The organism is Sphingomonas degradans (assembly GCF_053502645.1).
This window is the reverse complement of sequence record NZ_CP177172.1, coordinates 4471570-4488476: the sequence shown is the minus strand read 5'-3', so window position 1 is coordinate 4488476 and position 16907 is coordinate 4471570. Positions and strand designations below refer to the sequence as shown.

The 16907-nt window shown below is 67.8% G+C and carries 16 protein-coding genes; 4 read left to right on the top strand and 12 right to left on the bottom strand.

Features of this window, described 5'->3' with window-relative positions; genetic code table 11:
* Positions 1 to 2 precede the first annotated feature (2 nt).
* Positions 3 to 1292 carry an adenylosuccinate synthase gene (locus ACG3SL_RS20590; protein ID WP_448663008.1) on the top strand — a complete coding sequence of 430 codons (1290 nt, stop codon included), beginning with the start codon at positions 3 to 5 and terminating at the stop codon, positions 1290 to 1292.
* Positions 1293 to 1464: 172 nt separating this feature from the next.
* Here the strand turns inward: ACG3SL_RS20590 and ACG3SL_RS20585 are convergent, their stop codons facing one another.
* The 11 genes from ACG3SL_RS20585 to ku all read right to left on the bottom strand — a co-directional run bounded on the left by ACG3SL_RS20585 (position 1465) and on the right by ku (position 13347).
* Positions 1465 to 1773, bottom strand: a complete 309-nt coding sequence (locus tag ACG3SL_RS20585; protein WP_448663007.1) for a hypothetical protein — start codon at positions 1771 to 1773, stop codon at positions 1465 to 1467.
* A 125-nt stretch (positions 1774 to 1898) separates the two neighbouring features.
* The gene (gene aroC / locus ACG3SL_RS20580; RefSeq protein WP_448663006.1) at positions 1899 to 2969 is read right to left on the bottom strand and encodes a chorismate synthase; all 1071 of its coding nucleotides are present in this window, start codon (positions 2967 to 2969) and stop codon (positions 1899 to 1901) included.
* Entirely contained in the window at positions 2966 to 3319 is a 354-nt protein-coding gene (locus ACG3SL_RS20575) for a DUF2442 domain-containing protein (RefSeq protein WP_448663005.1), read from the bottom strand. The genes aroC and ACG3SL_RS20575 overlap by 4 nt, the downstream gene beginning before the upstream one ends.
* Positions 3312 to 3551: a DUF4160 domain-containing protein gene (locus ACG3SL_RS20570; protein ID WP_448663004.1), complete on the bottom strand. Its 240-nt coding sequence runs from the start codon at positions 3549 to 3551 to the stop codon at positions 3312 to 3314. Before ACG3SL_RS20570 ends, ACG3SL_RS20575 begins: the two co-directional genes overlap by 8 nt.
* A 6-nt stretch (positions 3552 to 3557) precedes the next feature.
* The gene (gene fabI, locus ACG3SL_RS20565; RefSeq protein WP_448663002.1) at positions 3558 to 4361 is read right to left on the bottom strand and encodes an enoyl-ACP reductase FabI; all 804 of its coding nucleotides are present in this window, start codon (positions 4359 to 4361) and stop codon (positions 3558 to 3560) included.
* Positions 4358 to 5263, bottom strand: coding sequence for a YihY/virulence factor BrkB family protein (locus ACG3SL_RS20560; protein ID WP_448663001.1), 906 nt, complete (start codon positions 5261 to 5263; stop codon positions 4358 to 4360). Before ACG3SL_RS20560 ends, fabI begins: the two co-directional genes overlap by 4 nt.
* A 51-nt stretch (positions 5264 to 5314) precedes the next feature.
* Positions 5315 to 6253, bottom strand: coding sequence for a DnaJ C-terminal domain-containing protein (locus tag ACG3SL_RS20555; protein ID WP_448663000.1), 939 nt, complete (start codon positions 6251 to 6253; stop codon positions 5315 to 5317).
* Positions 6254 to 6308: 55 nt separating this feature from the next.
* The gene (locus ACG3SL_RS20550; RefSeq protein ID WP_448665189.1) at positions 6309 to 7199 is read right to left on the bottom strand and encodes a transglutaminase family protein; all 891 of its coding nucleotides are present in this window, start codon (positions 7197 to 7199) and stop codon (positions 6309 to 6311) included.
* The gene (locus ACG3SL_RS20545) at positions 7199 to 9679 is read right to left on the bottom strand and encodes a circularly permuted type 2 ATP-grasp protein (RefSeq protein WP_448662999.1); all 2481 of its coding nucleotides are present in this window, start codon (positions 9677 to 9679) and stop codon (positions 7199 to 7201) included. Before ACG3SL_RS20545 ends, ACG3SL_RS20550 begins: the two co-directional genes overlap by 1 nt.
* Positions 9680 to 9852: 173 nt before the next feature.
* Positions 9853 to 12375 carry a DNA ligase D gene (ligD, locus tag ACG3SL_RS20540; protein ID WP_448662998.1) on the bottom strand — a complete coding sequence of 841 codons (2523 nt, stop codon included), beginning with the start codon at positions 12373 to 12375 and terminating at the stop codon, positions 9853 to 9855.
* A gap of 105 nt (positions 12376 to 12480) precedes the next feature.
* Entirely contained in the window at positions 12481 to 13347 is an 867-nt protein-coding gene (ku, locus tag ACG3SL_RS20535; RefSeq protein WP_448662997.1) for a non-homologous end joining protein Ku, read from the bottom strand.
* Between the two features lie 95 nt (positions 13348 to 13442).
* Between ku and pdxH the strand changes: the two genes are divergently transcribed.
* From pdxH to ACG3SL_RS20520, 3 genes are read left to right on the top strand one after another with little or no spacing between them, the layout of a single operon-like run.
* Positions 13443 to 14021, top strand: coding sequence for a pyridoxamine 5'-phosphate oxidase (pdxH, locus tag ACG3SL_RS20530; protein ID WP_448662996.1), 579 nt, complete (start codon positions 13443 to 13445; stop codon positions 14019 to 14021).
* Complete coding sequence (locus ACG3SL_RS20525) at positions 14018 to 14932, top strand: cation diffusion facilitator family transporter (RefSeq protein WP_448662995.1); 915 nt, start codon at positions 14018 to 14020, stop codon at positions 14930 to 14932. The genes pdxH and ACG3SL_RS20525 overlap by 4 nt, the downstream gene beginning before the upstream one ends.
* Positions 14929 to 15726, top strand: a complete 798-nt coding sequence (locus ACG3SL_RS20520) for a PhzF family phenazine biosynthesis protein (RefSeq protein WP_448662994.1) — start codon at positions 14929 to 14931, stop codon at positions 15724 to 15726. Before ACG3SL_RS20525 ends, ACG3SL_RS20520 begins: the two co-directional genes overlap by 4 nt.
* A gap of 3 nt (positions 15727 to 15729) precedes the next feature.
* Here ACG3SL_RS20520 and ACG3SL_RS20515 read toward each other — a convergent pair whose 3' ends face one another.
* Entirely contained in the window at positions 15730 to 16860 is a 1131-nt protein-coding gene (locus ACG3SL_RS20515; RefSeq protein ID WP_448662993.1) for a serine hydrolase domain-containing protein, read from the bottom strand.
* Positions 16861 to 16907: the final 47 nt, after the last annotated feature.

Sequence of the window (16907 nt, the reverse complement as noted above, 5' to 3'; positions counted from 1 at the left end):
ACTTGGCGAATGTCGCAGTAATCGGCGCCCAATGGGGCGATGAAGGCAAGGGCAAGATTGTCGACTGGCTCGCGGAGCGCGCCGATGTCGTCGTCCGCTTCCAGGGCGGGCATAATGCCGGCCACACGCTCGTCGTGGGCGAAAAGGTGTACAAGCTGTCGCTGCTCCCGTCGGGCATCGTGCGCGGTACCCCCAGCGTGATCGGCAACGGCGTGGTGCTCGACCCCTGGGCGCTGAAGGCCGAGGTCGAAAAGCTGCGCGGCCAGGGCGTGGAAATCACGCCCGACACGCTCAAGATCGCCGACACCTGCCCGCTGATCCTGCCGTTCCACCGCGATCTCGACGCGCTGCGCGAGGATGCCAGCGGATCGGGCAAGATCGGCACCACGCGGCGCGGCATCGGCCCCGCTTATGAGGACAAGGTCGGCCGCCGCGCGATTCGCGTGTGCGACCTGGCGCATCTCGACGATCTGGGCCCGCAGCTCGATCGGCTGGCGGCGCATCACGACGCGCTGCGCGCCGGGTTCGGCGAGCCGCCGATCGATCGCGACGCGCTGGTCGCGGAACTGCGTGAAATCGCCGGCTTCGTCCTGCCCTTTGCCGAGCCGGTGTGGCGGATGCTCAACGAAGCGCGCGGGCGCGGGCGGCGGATCCTGTTCGAAGGCGCGCAGGGCGTGCTGCTCGACATCGATCACGGCACTTATCCCTTCGTCACTTCGTCCAACACCGTCGCGGGCACTGCGGCTGCGGGCTCTGGACTGGGGCCGAATGCCGTCGGCTTCGTGCTGGGCATCGCCAAGGCATATACCACGCGCGTCGGTTCGGGCCCCTTCCCGACCGAGCAGGACAATGAAACCGGCGAGCGGCTGGGCACGCGCGGGCATGAATTCGGCACGGTCACGGGGCGCAAGCGCCGCTGCGGCTGGCTCGACGCCGTGCTGCTGCGCCAGTCGGCGGCGGTATCCGGGATCACCGGCATCGCGCTGACCAAGATAGACGTGCTCGACGGGTTCGAGGAAGTCGCGATCTGCACCGGCTATCGCCTTCGCGGCGAAACGCTGGACTATTATCCGGCGAACGCGGCGGACCAGATGGCGATCGAGCCGATCTATGAAACCATGCCCGGCTGGTCCGAATCGACCGCCGGTGCGCGCAGCTGGGCCGACCTGCCGGCACAGGCGATCAAATATATCCGCCGCGTCGAAGAACTGATCCAGTGCCCGGTGGCGCTGGTCTCCACCAGCCCGGAGCGCGAGGACACGATCCTGGTCCGCGATCCGTTCGCGGACTGAGGGCGGTCCCGCTGCGGGCTCTCCTGCGAAAGCAGGAGCCAAGGGTAACAGGCGACGTGCTTTGGACCCTGGACCCCCGCGTTCGCGGGGGAACATCGTGGTTTGCGCACCAAACACACAAGCGCCCGGCCCTTCGCGCGAAGGGCCGGGCGTTGTTGCGTACAGCCGCGCCTTATTTCGGGCGCTTGCGCTTCGGCTGGTCGGCGGGCTCATCCGGCGTCGTCGCGTCGGTCGGGCTCGTCGTCGGCGGGATTGGTTCTGCGCGCGGGCGGTCCATCGCGCCGGGGTCCTGCGCCGGATCGGGGGTAGGCGCCGTGGTAGGATCGGTCGGCATCGGCTGGCCCGGTGCCGTCTGGTCGGGCATCATCGTCGTCTGGTCGGTAGGAGTCTGGCCCGGAGTCGTCTGACCCGGCGTGGTCTGTGAGAACGCAGCGGGGGCAGCAAGCAGGGCTGCGGCAGAGATCATCATCTTGATACGCATACTAGGCAATCCTTCTTCTGTTCATGCCGACAGAAGGACTAACCCGGAACTTGTATCAAAGTCGCATCGCGTGACTTCCACTTAACGCTGCAAAAGAACAGCTTAAGGGCAAGACGACGCGAAGCTCAGCCGACTTGCGCGCGATGCAGCAGCTTCTGGTCCGCCAGTACCAGCGCCATCATTGCTTCCACCACCGGCACGCCGCGAATGCCGACGCAGGGATCGTGACGCCCTTTGGTGCGGATCTCCGATGCCTCGCCTTCGCGCGTGATCGTCTCCACCGGCGTCAGGATCGAGCTGGTCGGCTTGAACGCCACGCGCACCCGCACCGGCTGCCCGGTCGAGATGCCGCCGGCGATCCCGCCGGCATGGTTCGCCAGGAACTGCGGCTGGCCATCGGCGCCGGGGCGCATCGCATCGGCATTCGCCTCCCCGCTCAGCGCCGCTGCGGCAAAGCCGTCGCCGATCTCGACGCCTTTCACGGCATTGATCGACATGCACGCCGCCGCCAGCTCGCTGTCGAGCTTGGCATAGAGCGGCGCGCCCCAGCCGGCGGGCACGCCCACTGCCTCGCACACCACCACCGCACCCAGCGACGACCCCGCCTTGCGCGCATCGTCGACCAGCGTTTCCCAGCGGGCAGCGGCCACCGGGTCGGGGCAGAAGAACGGGTTGCTGCCGATCGCGTCCGCGTCGAAATTCGCATAGTCGATCGCGTCGCCGCCGATCGCCTCGACCCAGGCGAGGATCGTCACCTCGGGGATCACCGCGCGCGCCACCGCGCCCGCCGCGACTCGCGCCGCCGTCTCGCGCGCCGAGGAGCGCCCGCCGCCGCGATAGTCGCGAAAGCCGTATTTGGCGTCATAGGCATAATCGGCATGGCCGGGGCGATAGGCCTTGGCGACTTCCGAATAGTCCTTCGATCGCTGGTCGACATTGTCGATGTGCAGCGCGATCGGCGTCCCCGTGGTCCGCCGTTCGAACACGCCGGAGAGGATGCGGACCTGATCCGGCTCCTGCCGCTGCGTCGTGAAGCGCGACGTGCCGGGGCGGCGCTTGTCGAGGAACGGCTGGATATCGGCTTCGGTGAGGGAAAGCCCCGGCGGGCACCCGTCGACGACAGCGCCCAGCGCCGGCCCATGGCTCTCGCCCCAGGTGGTGAAACGGAATACGCGACCGAAGGTGTTGTAGCTCATTCGGCGGCTTCTACGTTCCAGCCACCGCCAAAACGCTCGGCCATATACCGTGCGCTGCCGAACCGCCCGGCAAGCAGCCCTTCGACGGTCAGGTCCGCATCCAGTGCTTCCCAGTGCAGTCCGAAGCCGGAGCCCGATACCTCCACTGCCGCCAGTTGCTCGGGCGTCCCGGCTTCCAGGCCTTGGGCAAGGCGCGCCGGGAACGCGAACTCCGCGCCATTGACCAGATCGATCACGATCCGGCCGCTATCGCGATCATAGCGCGCAGCACGGGCGCGCGGCTTGAGCGTCAATTCGATCTCGCCGCGCTGTCGCGCTTTTTCAAATTCACCCGGTGTCAGCTCACCCATGGATCTCGTTCCATCGTTCCCGCAGATAGGCCTGCTTTTCTCGCACGAGCCGAAAGGCGCGTCGAGCCTCGGCATAGGTGGCACCGACTGTGCGGATCACGCTCGGTGCGCCGTCCACCCCGCCCAGCGCAATCTTGGTCTCGCCTGCTCCGAACACGTGCACATGCGCAGGAGCGTGATCGTCGGAATAGATGACGACCCGCAGCCCCTGCTCACGAAGGACGGTCGGCACCGGGAATCACACCAGCGCGATGTCCGGTGCGTCCTCGGCCTTCATCCCGATCACGTTGTAGCCGGCGTCGACATGGTGCGTCTCGCCGGTCACGCCGCTCGACAGGTCGCTGAGCAGGTACAGCCCGGCGCCGCCGACATCCTCGATCGTCACGTTGCGCTTCAGCGGCGAATTCAGCTCGTTCCACTTCAGGATCAGGCGGAAATCGCCGATGCCCGACGCGGCCAGCGTCTTGATCGGGCCGGCGGAGATCGCGTTGACGCGGATATTGTCGCGCCCCAGGTCGACCGCCAGATACTGGACGCTGGTTTCCAGCGCGGCCTTGGCGACGCCCATCACGTTATAGTGCGGGATCACCTTTTCCGCCCCGTAATAGCTGAGCGTCAACAGGCTGCCGCCGTTCGGCATCATCGCCGACGCACGCTTTGCCACCGCCACGAACGAATAGACGCTGATGTTCATCGTCATCAGGAAATTGTCGAGGCTGGTGTCGACATAGCCGCCGCGCAGCTCGTTCTTGTCCGAAAAGCCGATGGCGTGGACGACGAAGTCGATCGTCGGCCAGCGCTCCGCCAGCGTCGCGAACGTCTTGTCCAGCTCGGTCATGTCCGACACGTCGCATTCGATCAGGAAATCGCTGCCCAGCTGTTCGGCCAGCGGGCGCACGCGCTTTTCCAGCGCCTCGCCCTGATAGCTGAACGCCAGCTCGGCGCCCTGTGCGTGCAATTGCTTCGCGATACCCCATGCCAGCGAACGATCGTTCGCCAGACCCATGATCAGTCCGCGCTTACCCTCCATCAATCCGGTCACGATGGCTCAACCTCCTGCTTCGCCGCCTCCTCTAGACCGTTCTTCGGCGTTTCCGCTAGGGCTGCATTCAGTTCGGCGCCAACAACCATGCCCAGCCCCACCAGGAAGAAGAAGATCAGCGCGATCATCACCCCCGCCAGGCTGCCATAGGTCAGGTCGTAGCTGCCCAGCGTCCCCAGCACCCAGGGCAGTGCCGACGTCACCAGCATCCACCACGCGGTGGTGAAGAACGCGCCGGGCCATTTGGGGCAGGCGGTCTTGCGATAGCGCCCGGGCGTCAGCGAATAGAACAGGATGTACAGCGCGCCGAACAGCACCACCGCCGGCGCGAGCTTGGACAAGGAGACGATCGCCTGGAGGTTCGAGCCGAACGGCACCAGCTTGTACAGGAACTGTTCGACGCCGGTCAGCATCACCTGGAGGCTGAACGCCGCCATCGCCAGCACCACTGCCGCGATGATGATCCCGATCGATCCCAGCCGCTGTTTCCAGAACGGCGTGCTCGACTGGACGCCATAGGCCTGGCGCAGAATACCCCGCAGCGTCTCGATAAACCCCGCCGTGGTCCACAGCCCCACGACCGCGCCGAACCATAACAGGCTGCCGGTGCGTGCCTGGAGCACGTCGGTCGCGGGCTTGCGCAGCACATCGGCGACGTCGGGCGGCACGGTTTGCAGGAACGCCTCGAGCGTGCGGATACCCTCGGCGCTGCGCCCCACGAGCTGCGCGACTGCCGCGGCAACGATCAGGAAGGGGAAGATCGTGACCAGCGACAGATAGGCAAGGTTGCCGGCATAAGTGAACCCGTCGTTGAACGTGCCCACCGCCACCCGGCTGAGAATCGTGAAAAAGCGTGGGCCCGCGCCCATCCGCGTCAGCAGCGCGCGGATGCGACCGAGCACACCCGGCCGCGCCGCTGGAGCGGCGGATTTTTCCCCTGTGTTCACAAGGGGTCAGACGCCCATGCGGCCGCGCGGGTTCCCCTTGTCCTGCCACCCTTGCGCGAAAGCGACGAGTTCGGCGTCGTCGGCGGGCAATTCGACCATCAGCGTGACCAGCAGGTCGCCGCGCGCGCCGCCCTTCTTGTGGAAGCCGCGCCCCTTGAGCCGCAGCACCTTGCCCGAACTCGCACCCTTGGGCACGGTCAGCATCACCGCGCCATCGGGGGTGGGCACGCGCACCTGCGCGCCCAGCACCGCTTCGGACAGCGTCACCGGCAGGTCGAGATGAATGTCGTCGCCCACGCGCTCATAGAAACGGTGCGGCTGGACTTCGATCGTGACGATCGCGTCGCCGGGGCCGCCGGGGCCGTCCTCGCCCTTTCCGGCCAGCCGCATCTGGGTGCCGGTCTCGACGCCGGCGGGGAGCTTGAGGTCGATCGTCTTGCCGTCGCCCAGCGTGATCCGCTGGGGCGCGAGCGTCGCCGCATCCTCGAACGCCACGGCCAGCCGATAGGCGCTGTTGCCGCCCTTTGCCGGGGGACGTCGCCCGAAACCACCGAAACCGCCGCTGAACCCGCCGCCGCCGCGCCGGGCACCGCCGCCGAACAGTCCTTCGAAAATATCGCCGATATCGCCGCCGTCGCCGCCGCCGAAATCGAATTGCCCGCCGCCGGGACGGAACCCGCTCTGCCCGCCGCCTGCGCCGCCAAACCCGAAGGGCGACGCGGGATTGCCGTCGCCGTCGATCTCGCCGCGATCGAACCGGGCGCGCTTGTCCTTGTCGGTCAGCAGGTCATAGGCCTGGGTGACCTGGCTGAAACGCTCGGTCGCCTTGGGATTGTCCTTGTTCTTGTCGGGATGCAGCTCCTTGGCGAGCTTGCGATAGGCCTTTTTGATGTCAGCCTCGGTCGCGCTGCGCTCGACACCCAGAATTGCGTACGGATCGGCCATTTTTTCCCCTATTCGTGGCCGCTATTTCGGCGTCGCAGCGCCCAAGTGCAAGAGGCTAGGCTGCGTCGATCGCCAGCGGCTCGACATCGACCGATACGTCCATCTTCTGCGCGCCCGATCCCAGCACGATGCCGTCGATCGGCGCGACGTCGCCATAATCGCGGCCGATCGCGACGATCACATGGTCCTCGGCCATCCAGATGCCGTTGGTGGGGTCCACCCCGACCCAGCCCAGTTCCGGCCCCGCCCATAGCAGTACCCAGGCATGGGTGGCGTCCGCCCCCACCAGCCGGGGCTTGCCCGGCGGCGGCAGCGTGCGCAGATAGCCCGAGGCATAGGCGGCGGGCAGCCCGGCCGCGCGCAGGCCCGACAGCATGATCTGCGCGAAATCCTGGCACACCCCGCCGCGCTTCAGGAACGCCTCGTGCGGGGGCGTATCGACCAGCGTCGCAGTGGGATCGAACGCGAATTCGCGCTGGATGCGCCACGCCAGCGCGATCGCCGCCTCCAGCACGCCGCGCCGGGGGTCCAGTTCCTCGGCGCACCACGCCGCGATCTCGGCATCCAGCGGGATCAGCGGCGAGGGGTAGAGATAGCTGGCCGGGCTGGCCGGGCTCGCGTCGCGGCTCGCGCGCGCCCATGCCGCGACCTGCGCCAGCGTGGGGTCGCCGGCTTGCGGAAAGCGGATCGGGCGGTTCACGCGCACCGTGGCGTTGCTCTCGATCGTCAGCGTCAGCGCCGGCGTATCCACCACCAGCCGCACGACATTGGCGAGCCCCGCCTCGGCCCGCGCGGGATAGGTGCGCCCGGCAGGGTCGATCCGCAGCGCATAGTCCTCCAGCGCCTGTCCGGACCACAGGATGGGCTTCAGCCGCAGATTGTTGCGCGCAAACGCCACTGGCCGCGCATAGGCAAAGCGCGTCACGTGGCGGATGCGGTACAGCATCATGCCAGCACCATCCCCGCCGCGCGCAGCGGTTCGGCGCCCTGGAGGAAATAGCGCCGGGCGATGGCTTCGCTGAGCCGCATCAATCGCGTCTCCAGCCCCGCGAGCAGCGCGTCGTCGATCCGCTTGGCATTGGCGGTGACGAGCACGGCGGCCAGTTCGCGCGCCTGTTCCTGCTGCGCCTCGGCCAGCCCGTCGTCGGACAGCACCGGCAGCTTGTTGAGATGGCCCGAAATCGCCGCCACCTGAAACGCGATCGCGCGCGGATTGCCGGGGTCGAGCGTCACCAGATCGAGCACCGGGATGCGGGCCAGCCCGGTCAGGTAGCGCTGGCGATAGCTGATCTGGCTGTCCGACAAGTCGAGCAGCGTCGACAGATCGTCGCTGGTCGCATCCGGCCCGCCAAAGGCGCGGACGAAGCGGATCGCCGCACTCGCGCGCTCGATCCGCCGGCCGATATCATGGAAGCGCCACGCATCGGTGCGCGCCATATGCTCGCCCGCCAGCCCGGCCAGCGCCGAATAGCGCCGCTGGAGCGATCCCGCCTTGTCGAGCAGCACCCCGCGTTGCGGGAAAGGCGCGTCGAGCAGCCGGATCATGTCGGCGGACAGGCGGTCGCGCGAGACTTCGCCGATATAGCGCGCCTGGCGGTTGATCGCCCGCACGCTGCGCCACTCCTCGCTCTCCAGCGCGGTGCGCGCCAGCTGCGTCAGGTCGGTGCGCTTATACGCCTTGGGCTCGGGCGCCGCCTCGCTCTGCACCACCAGCCGCGCCAGCTTCTCGACTGTCTCGATCGACAGCGCGGCGCCGGTATCGGCGCTGATCGAATGGCCCAGCAGCACGCGGATCACGCCGAGCAGCGCCTCGCCGCGCTCCAGATAGCGGCCCAGCCAAAACAGATTGTCGGCAACCCGGCTGGGCAGCGTGCCGGGGTTCCGGCGCAGCTGGGTCGTGTCGCCGGCGGGAAGCAGCGACACCGCCGCGACCGGCTCGGCGCCATGGATCGCGACATCGGCGGACCACACCCCCTCGCCCATCACGGCGGCGCGGACATCGGGGTGCTCGCCGATCCGGGCAAAGCCGCCGGGCAGCACCGTCCACGCGCCATCGGGACCGCGCGCCGCAAAGACGCGCAGGGTGAACGGGCGCGGCGCCAGCGCATCGTCGGCGACGACGGGCATGGTCGAGAGGCGCACGACTTCCTGCCCGACATAATCCTGCGGACGGCGCACCATGTCGGCGAGCAGCGCAGCGCGCTGTTCAGGGTCCAGATCGGCGCCCAGCACGGCCCGCCCCCCGGGCAGCCCCAGCGGGGGCACGCCGAACGCGGGGGAGATCAGCAGCGTATCGAGCGCGTCGGCGACGTGCGCGCATTCGCGGGGCTGCCCGCACCACCAGGTCGCGATATTGGGCAGCTTGAGCGGCGCGCCCATCAGCGCCTGGCAAAGCTGCGGCAGGAACGCGGCAAAGGCGGGCGCCTCGAGCATCCCCGCGCCCGGTGCATTGGCGACCACGACATTGCCCGCCGCCATCGCATCGATCAGCCCCGGCACGCCGATGGTGGAGTGCGAATCGAGCGCAAGCGGATCGAGCAGCCGGGGATCGACGCGCCGCCACAGCGCATCGATGCGCTTGAGCCCCGCGATCGTGCGGACATACAGCCGATCGTCGAGCACCGCGAGATCGGCACCCTCGACCAGCAGGAACCCCAGATAGCGCGCCAGATGCGCCTGTTCGGCATAGCTCGGGTTCAGCCGCCCCGGCGTGAGCAGCGCCATGCGCGGCTCGGCACGCTTGCACGATTCGGCGAGCCCCTCGCGGAACGCGGCAAAGAACGGCGCGTGGCGCTCGATATTCAGCCGCCCCTGCAACCCGTCGAGCGTGCGCGCCAGCGCAAGCCGGTTCTCCAGCGCATAGCCCGCGCCAGCGGGCGCGCGCAGGTGATCGGCCAGCACGCGCCATTCGCCGTTCGGCCCACGGCACAGGTCGGCGGCGATGAATTGCAGGTGATAGTCGCCCGGCTGGTTGAGGTGCGTCAGCGGGCGCAGGAAGAACGGGCTGCCCGTCACCAGCGTCGCGGGGATGTGCCCGTCCGTGACCAGCAGCGACGGGCCGTACAGGTCGCGGAGGATCGTCTCCATCAATTCGGCGCGCTGGGCGATGCCCTCGGCGATGCCGGTCCATTCGGCCTTGTCGATCAGCAGCGGGACCGGCGACAGCGGCCAGGGCCGTTCCTCACCCTCGCCCGCGATGCGAAACCCCGTGCCGATGTCGGCGGCGGCACGCTGGGCGCGCTCTCGGACATGCTCCAGGCTTTCGCCGCCGACACCCGCCAGTTCCTCGAACACCGCAGCCCAGGCGCTGGCATCGCCGGCATCGCACAGCACGTCGCCTGCGGGGGCATGGCCGCAATAGTCGGCGATCCAGCGGCCCGCGATCGTGCCTGCGTCGAACAATCCCGTCGCTGCGCGGCTGGCCAAGATGCTTCCTTCAACCCTTTCGCCGACGATGCGGCATTCGATGCTGCCATGCAACAAGCGAAGCGCCTTGGGGAGAGGGGATGTGTTGGGAATGCCGTTCCCCCGCGAAAGCGGGGGCCCAGAGTCACGGGCGATGCGCTCGACGCCCTGGACCCCCGCTTGCGCGGGGGAACCTAGACATCCGGCAACGCCTGCTCCGCCTCGCCCCATCCCTGCAACGCGCGGCTTTGCGCGCGCTCGATCAGCGTCGCGGCGTCGCGGATCGTGAAGCGCTTGGCATCGTCCAGGTCGCGCAACTCGCTCCACGTCACGGGGACCGCCACCGGCGCGCCTTCGCGGGCGCGGGCGGAATAGGGCATCACGGCGGTCGCCCCGCGCTGGTTGCGCAGATAGTCGATGAAGATCCTGTCCTTGCGCGTCGCTTTCTTGAGGTTCGCGGTGAAGCGCTCGGGCTCGGCGCTCGCCAGCGCGCGGGCGAATCGCTCGGCAAAGCTGCGCACATCGGGCCATTCGGCGCGCGGCAGCAGCGGCACGACGACATGCACCCCCTTGCCCCCCGACAGCAGCGGCCAGCTGGTCAGCCCCATGTCGGCGAGATGGTCCTTGAGGTCCACCGCAGCCTTTTTCACTTCCGCGAAGTCGAGCCCCTCGTCGGGGTCGAGGTCGAAGATCATGCGATCGGGCTTTTCGATATCGGCGACGCGACTGCCCCAGCCGTGGAACTCGATCGTTCCCATCTGGACGCACGCAAGCACGCCGTCGATGCTGTCGACATAGAGATAGGGCTCGGTCGACCCGTCCTTTTCGCGCACGTCGACATGGTGGACATCGTCGCCGAAGCTGCCGGCGTCGTGCTTCTGGAAAAAGCATTGCTTGGCGCGCCCCTGCGGGCATCGCACCAGGCTGATCGGGCGGTCGCCCATCCAGCGCAGCGCGATCGGCGCGACGACGGCGTAATAATCCGCCAGCTGGCCCTTGGTCAGCCCGGATTCGGGGAAGATCACGCGCTCGCGACTGCTGATCTTGATGTGCGATTCGACGGGCGCGGGCGCAGCCACCGGGGTTTCCGCGACCACATCGGCCGCCTTCTTGTCGCCGCGCAGCCCCAGGAAGCTGGCGTGGCGCACCACCTTGTCCGCCGTGAACTCGGCAAAGGCCACTTCGGCGACGAGTGTAGGCTTTACCCAGTGCGCGCCCCGCGCATCGGCGCGCGGCACCGCGACCGGCGGTTTGCTGACCGCCAGCCCGTCCAGCGTTTCGCGCAGGGCGTGAAGCGTATCGGCGCTGAACCCCGTCCCCACCTTGCCCGCATAGACCAGACCGTCGGGCCCGTTCACCGCCAGCATCAGCGAACGAAAGCCGCGCCCCCGCGCACTGCTGGGCAGCCAGCCGACGATCACGAATTCCTGGCGATGGGTGCATTTGATCTTGAGCCAGCTCTTGGTCCGCGCGCCTCGATAGGGCGCATCGGCGCGCTTCGAGACGACGCCCTCATAACCTTCGCGGCACATCGTCTCGAACAGCTTCTCGCCCGCGCCGACGATATGCTCGGAAAACTGGATCGCCGGGTCCGCGCCCGCCAGCAGCGCGCGCAGCCGCTCCTTGCGCGCGAGCTGGCCCAGCCCGGTCACGTCCTTGCCGCCTTCGCGAAGCAGGTCGAACGCGAACAGCACCAGCCCCTCGCCGCCGCTCGAAATCGCGTCCTGGAGCGTCGAGAAATCGGGCTTGCCCTGCTTGAACGCCACGATCTCCCCGTCGATCAACGCACCACCGGGCAGCGCCTTGGCCGCCTGCGCGATGCCGGGGAACTTGTCGGTCCAGTCGAGCCCGGAGCGCGTATAGAGTCTGGGCGCCGCGCCGGTCGCCACCAGCGCGCGATAGCCGTCATATTTGACCTCGTGCAGCCACTCGCTGCCGGTCGGCACGCTGTCCACCAGCGTCGCGAGCTGGAGCGGCTGGAAGGCGGGAACTTTCTTCACTCCCCTCCCGCTTGCGGGAGGGGTCGGGGGAGGGCCTGAAGTAGAAGAAGCGCCGCGCGAGCGCGGCCCCTCCCCTAGCCCCTCCCGCGAGCGGGAGGGGAAGGAGCGCTTCGCTGGCCGCCCCGTCCCCACGCCTTCCGCAATCTCCTGCATCGTCCGCCCGGTCGTCACGCTGGTCAGCGCGGTCTCGACCAGTGCGTCGGTCGCGCCGGCATAGGCGTCGTCGAGCTTGCGCAGCAGCCAGTTCTCGCCCTTTTCCTTGCCGTGGGGCTTGAGCCGGATCAGCATCCATTCGCCCTTCATCCGGTGTCCGTCGAGGCGGAAGTGCAGATGCCCCTTCTCCAGGTCCTTTGCCGATTTGCCCGCCACCGGCTCCCACACGCCCTGGTCCCACAGCATCACCGTGCCGCCGCCATATTGGCCCTTGGGGATCGTCCCCTCGAAATCGGCATAGGACAGCGGATGGTCTTCGGTGCGCACCGCCAGCCGCTTCTCGTCGGGGTCCAGACTGGGCCCGCGCGTAACGGCCCAGCTCTTGAGCACGCCATCGACTTCGAGGCGGAAGTCCCAGTGGAGCCGCGTCGCGTCGTGCTTCTGGACGATGAACCGTCCTGAGCCTGTCGAGGGGCCTCCCGTAACGGCCACGACGCCCTCGGGCTCCTGCGTCTGCGCGAAATCGCGCTTGGCATTGTATTTGGCGAGCGGGGTATCAGCCATGATGAACCTCCCCTCCCGCTTGCGGGAGGGATCGGGGGAGGGCCCGGAGTGCGGGGGGTAGCGCACCATCCCCTCCCCTAGCCCCTCCCGCAAGCGGGAGGGGAATCATGCCCGTTTCCTTGCTGGGGCCTTCTTCGCCGGTGCCTTCTTCGCGGGCGCTTTTTTAGCCGCGTCCTTGGCGCCCGGCTTTTCCAGCGATTTCTTGAGCGCCGCCATCAGATCGACCACGTTCGATCCCCGGCTGGTCGGGGCATCGGGGTCTTCCTCGATCACTTTCGCGCCCTTGGCCTTTTTCTTGCGCTCGATCAGGTCCTTGAGCGCATCGACATAGCGATCGTGAAACCCCGCCGGATCGAACTTCGCCGCCTTCTTGCCGATCAGCGTCTCGGCCAGGTCGAGCAGCTCGGGGTCCGGCGCATCGTCGGGGATGTCGCGGAAATAGCCCTGCGCCTTGTTGACCTCATCGGCATAGCGCAGCGTTTCCAGCACCATGCCGCGCCCGCACGGCTTCAGGCTGACGACATATTCGCGGCCGCGCATCGCCAGCTGTCCCAGCCCCACCTTGCGCGTGCGGCGCAGCGCCTCGCGCAGCACGATGAACGCCTCTTCGGCCAGATCGTCGGCGGGGACCACGAAATAGGGCTTTTCGTAATAGAGCACGTCGGTCTCGTCCGCATCGACGAACTGGGTCAGCTCGAGCGTCTTTTTGGATTCGAGCTTCACCGCGTCGATCTCGTCCTGCTCCAGCAGGACATATTCGCCCTTCTCGACTTCGAATCCCTTGACGATCTCGTCCACGTCGACGGGGCCCACGCCGGGCGCGACCTTCTCGTACTGGATCCGCTTGCCGCTCGGCTCGTGGATCTGGTGAAAGCTCACTTGCGCGCCCGATTTGGTCGCGGTGTAGATTTCGACGGGGATCGAGACCAGCGCGAGCCGTATCTGTCCCTGCCAATATGCGCGCGCGGCCATGCGGATCATCCCTCGTTGCGAAGCCGATTCAAATCCCCAAGGTCGCGTCTGTTCCGCCTGTCCTATCGGCGGACGCAACCGTATAAGGCAGCGCCATGACCCTCGACCCCTTCACGCTCTTCGATTCCTGGTACACCGAAGCCCGGACCACCGAGATCAACGATTCGAACGCGATGGCGCTCGCCACCGTCGATCCCGCCGGCCAGCCTTCGGTGCGGATGGTGCTACTCAAGGGGCACGACCCGCGCGGCTTCGTCTTCTATACCAATCGTGAGGGGCGCAAGGCCGCGGATCTGGCCGCCACGCCCAAGGCGGCCTTGCTCTTCCACTGGAAGTCGCTGCGCCGCCAGATCCGCATCGAAGGGCCGGTATCGCACGTCAGCGACGCCGAATCGGACGCCTATTTCGCCACGCGCAGCCGCGATTCGCAGCTGGGCGCCTGGGCATCGGACCAGTCGCGCCCGCTGCCCGACCGCGCGACGTTCGAGGCGCGGTACGAAGAAATGCGCGCCCGGTTCGACGGCGCCCCGGTCCCCCGCCCGCCGCATTGGGGCGGATACCGCGTCACGCCCGACACCATCGAATTCTGGCAGGACCGCGAGCATCGCCTGCACGAACGGCGCGTGTTCACGCGCGATGGCGATGGCTGGCGCGAAGGCATGTTGTACCCGTGACGAACCTCGCTCGGCGCGCCGCGCTGGCCAGCGTCGCCACTGCGATCCTGCTCGGCGCGCTCAAGGGCTATGCCGCGTGGAAGACCGGCTCGGTCGCGGTGCTCGCCAGCCTGGCCGACAGCCTGCTCGATTTCGTCGCCTCGCTCGTGACGCTGGCGGGCGTGCACTGGGCGGCGCAGCCGGCGGACGACAAGCACCGTTTCGGCCATGGCAAGGCCGAGGCGCTGGCCGCTTTGTTCCAGGTCGCGGTGATCGCGGTCTCGGCCTTCGCCATCCTGCTGCGCGCGGTCCAGCGGCTGCTTGTCGACCAGGCCAGCACCGATGCGGAGACGGGAATCGGCGTGTCGGTGATCGCGATCCTCGCGACGCTGGCGCTCACCGCCTATCAGCGATCGGTGATCCGCCGCACCGGCAGCATCGCGATCGGCGCCGACAATGTCCATTACCAGTCGGACCTGTTCATGAACGCCGCCGTGATCGCCGCGCTCGCGCTCGATCAATATATCGGCTGGTCCGGGGCGGACGCGGTGTTCGGCATCGGCATCGCCTTCTGGCTGCTGTTCGGCGCCTGGCGCGCCTCCGTCGCGGCGATCGATCAGTTGATGGACAAGGAATGGCCCGAAGAACGGCGCGCCCGCTTCGTCGAGGTTGCCGCGCGCCATCCCGAACTGATCGGCCTGCACGATCTGCGCACCCGCACCAGCGGCACGCGCGATTTCGTCCAGTTCCATCTGTGGATGGACCCGCACATGACCGTCGCGGCGGCGCACGCGGTGCTCGACCGGCTCGAACATGCGCTGGAGGCCGAATTTCCCGGCACCGAGATCCTGATCCATGTCGATCCCGAGGGCCATGTCGACCAGCCCGATAATCCGCTCGCCGAAGCGAATTTGCTCGAGGATTTGAAATGACGACGCTGCCCTTCGCCCAGATCGACGCCTTTGCCGACGCGCCCTTCACCGGCAATCCGGCCGCAGTGATCGCGCTCGATGCCTGGCTGGACGACGCCGTGCTCCAGGCGATCGCCGAGGAGAACAACATCTCCGAGACTGCGTTTCTCGTGCCCGACGCGAGCGGGGCGGCGGACTACGAACTGCGCTGGTTCACCCCCGCCGTCGAAATCGCGCTGTGCGGCCATGCCACGCTGGCAAGCGGCCATTATCTGTTGTCCGCCGATCCCGCGCGCGACGCCGTGACCTTCGCCACGCGCAAGGCCGGCGTGCTGGAGGTCCACCGCGACGGCGCCAACTATGCGGTGTCGCTGCCCGCCTATCCCGCAACGCCCGAGCGGATGCCCGACGTGCTGGTAGCGCTGGGGCTGGCGCATGCCGTGGAGACGCTGCGCCACCCGAACGGCTATGACCTGACCGTGCTCGACAGCGCCGAGGCGGTGCGGGCACTCACGCCCGATTTCCGCGCGCTGGCGGCGCTGGGCGACACGCTCAACATCGTCACGGCGCCCGGCACCGATACCGACGTGGTCAGCCGCGTCTTCGCTCCCGCCGCCGGGATTGATGAGGACCCCGTGACCGGAGCGGCGCACAGCGTGCTGACGCCGTATTGGGCCGCGCGGCTCGGCCGCGACCGCTTCACCGCGTTCCAGGCGTCGCGCCGGGGCGGGCACCTCACCTGCACGCTGGCGGGAGACCGTGTGGTGCTTGGCGGCGCATGCGTCACGGTGATTACGGGGACGATGACGATCTGAGGATCAGCGCCGCGCAGCCGCAAGGTAAAAGCCGGCGATCCTGTCCACCAGGTTTTGCGGATTCGCGCCGACCAGATTGGTCATCACGATCACTGCGACGCCATCGTCGGGATAGACGAAGAACGTCGATCGCCCGCCGCCGATACCGCCCAGCGCCCGGCGCTTCGTCCCGGCGAGGATGGGCCAGCCCATCGCCCAGATATTCGGCTTGCCGCTGTTGAGCATGTCGGGCTGCCACATGCGTCGGACAGTGTCGGGCTTTGCCAGCAGCCGACCGCCCTGCAGCGCGACGATCCACCGCGCGAGGTCGTCTGCAGTCGTGTAGAGCCCGGCGCCGGCACGCGTCGACACCGGGATCTCATCGATCCAGTGATACAGCGCGTCCTGGTCTGCTGGGTCTCCGCGTCCCTCGTGCGCACGGATATAGACGTCGGCACGCCCAGGTACGATGTCGTACCCGTCGCCGAACCGCGCATGCGCCATGCCGGCGGGGACGAACTGACGCTCGGCCAGAAACTGTTCGAACGGTCGCCCGCTCATTTTCTCGATGATGCGGCCCAGCAGGACGTAATTGGTCTGGTTATAGGCGAACGCCGCCCCGGTCTCCCCGTCCATGGGAAGCGTCTGCACCTTGGCCCAGGCCTCTGCATCGCTGCCCCCGCCGACCAGGCCCTTTTCGTCGACGATGTTGGGCAGGCCGGAGGAATGGGCAAGCAACTGGCGGATGCGTATCGGGCGCCAGTGCTCGGGCAATCCGTCCAGATAGCGCGAAACCGGCGCCTCGAGATCGACTTTGCCCGCCTCGACCAGTTGCATGATCGCGACGCCGGTAAAGGATTTGGTCGCGGAATTGATCGGGAAGAGCGTGTCGCGAGTCGCCGCGACATGCTGTTCGACATCGGCCATGCCATAGGCCTCGGACAGCACAACGCGCCCGTCCAGCAGGACCGCCACCTGAAGTGCCGGGATATGCTGCTCGGCCATCGCCGATTTCACGAGCGCCCTGGTCTGATCGCCAGCCTGCGCCAGCGTCACCTCGGAGGGGGCGGGCACCACCGGACGAGTCGTCTGGGCGGGCGAGGCACTTCCGACAAGCGTGGCCCCCAACAGAAATGCGCAGAGCCGCGACCGCATCGACTTGTTTCCCACCCGTTATGTCCTGGGCGGCGGTATGTGCCTAT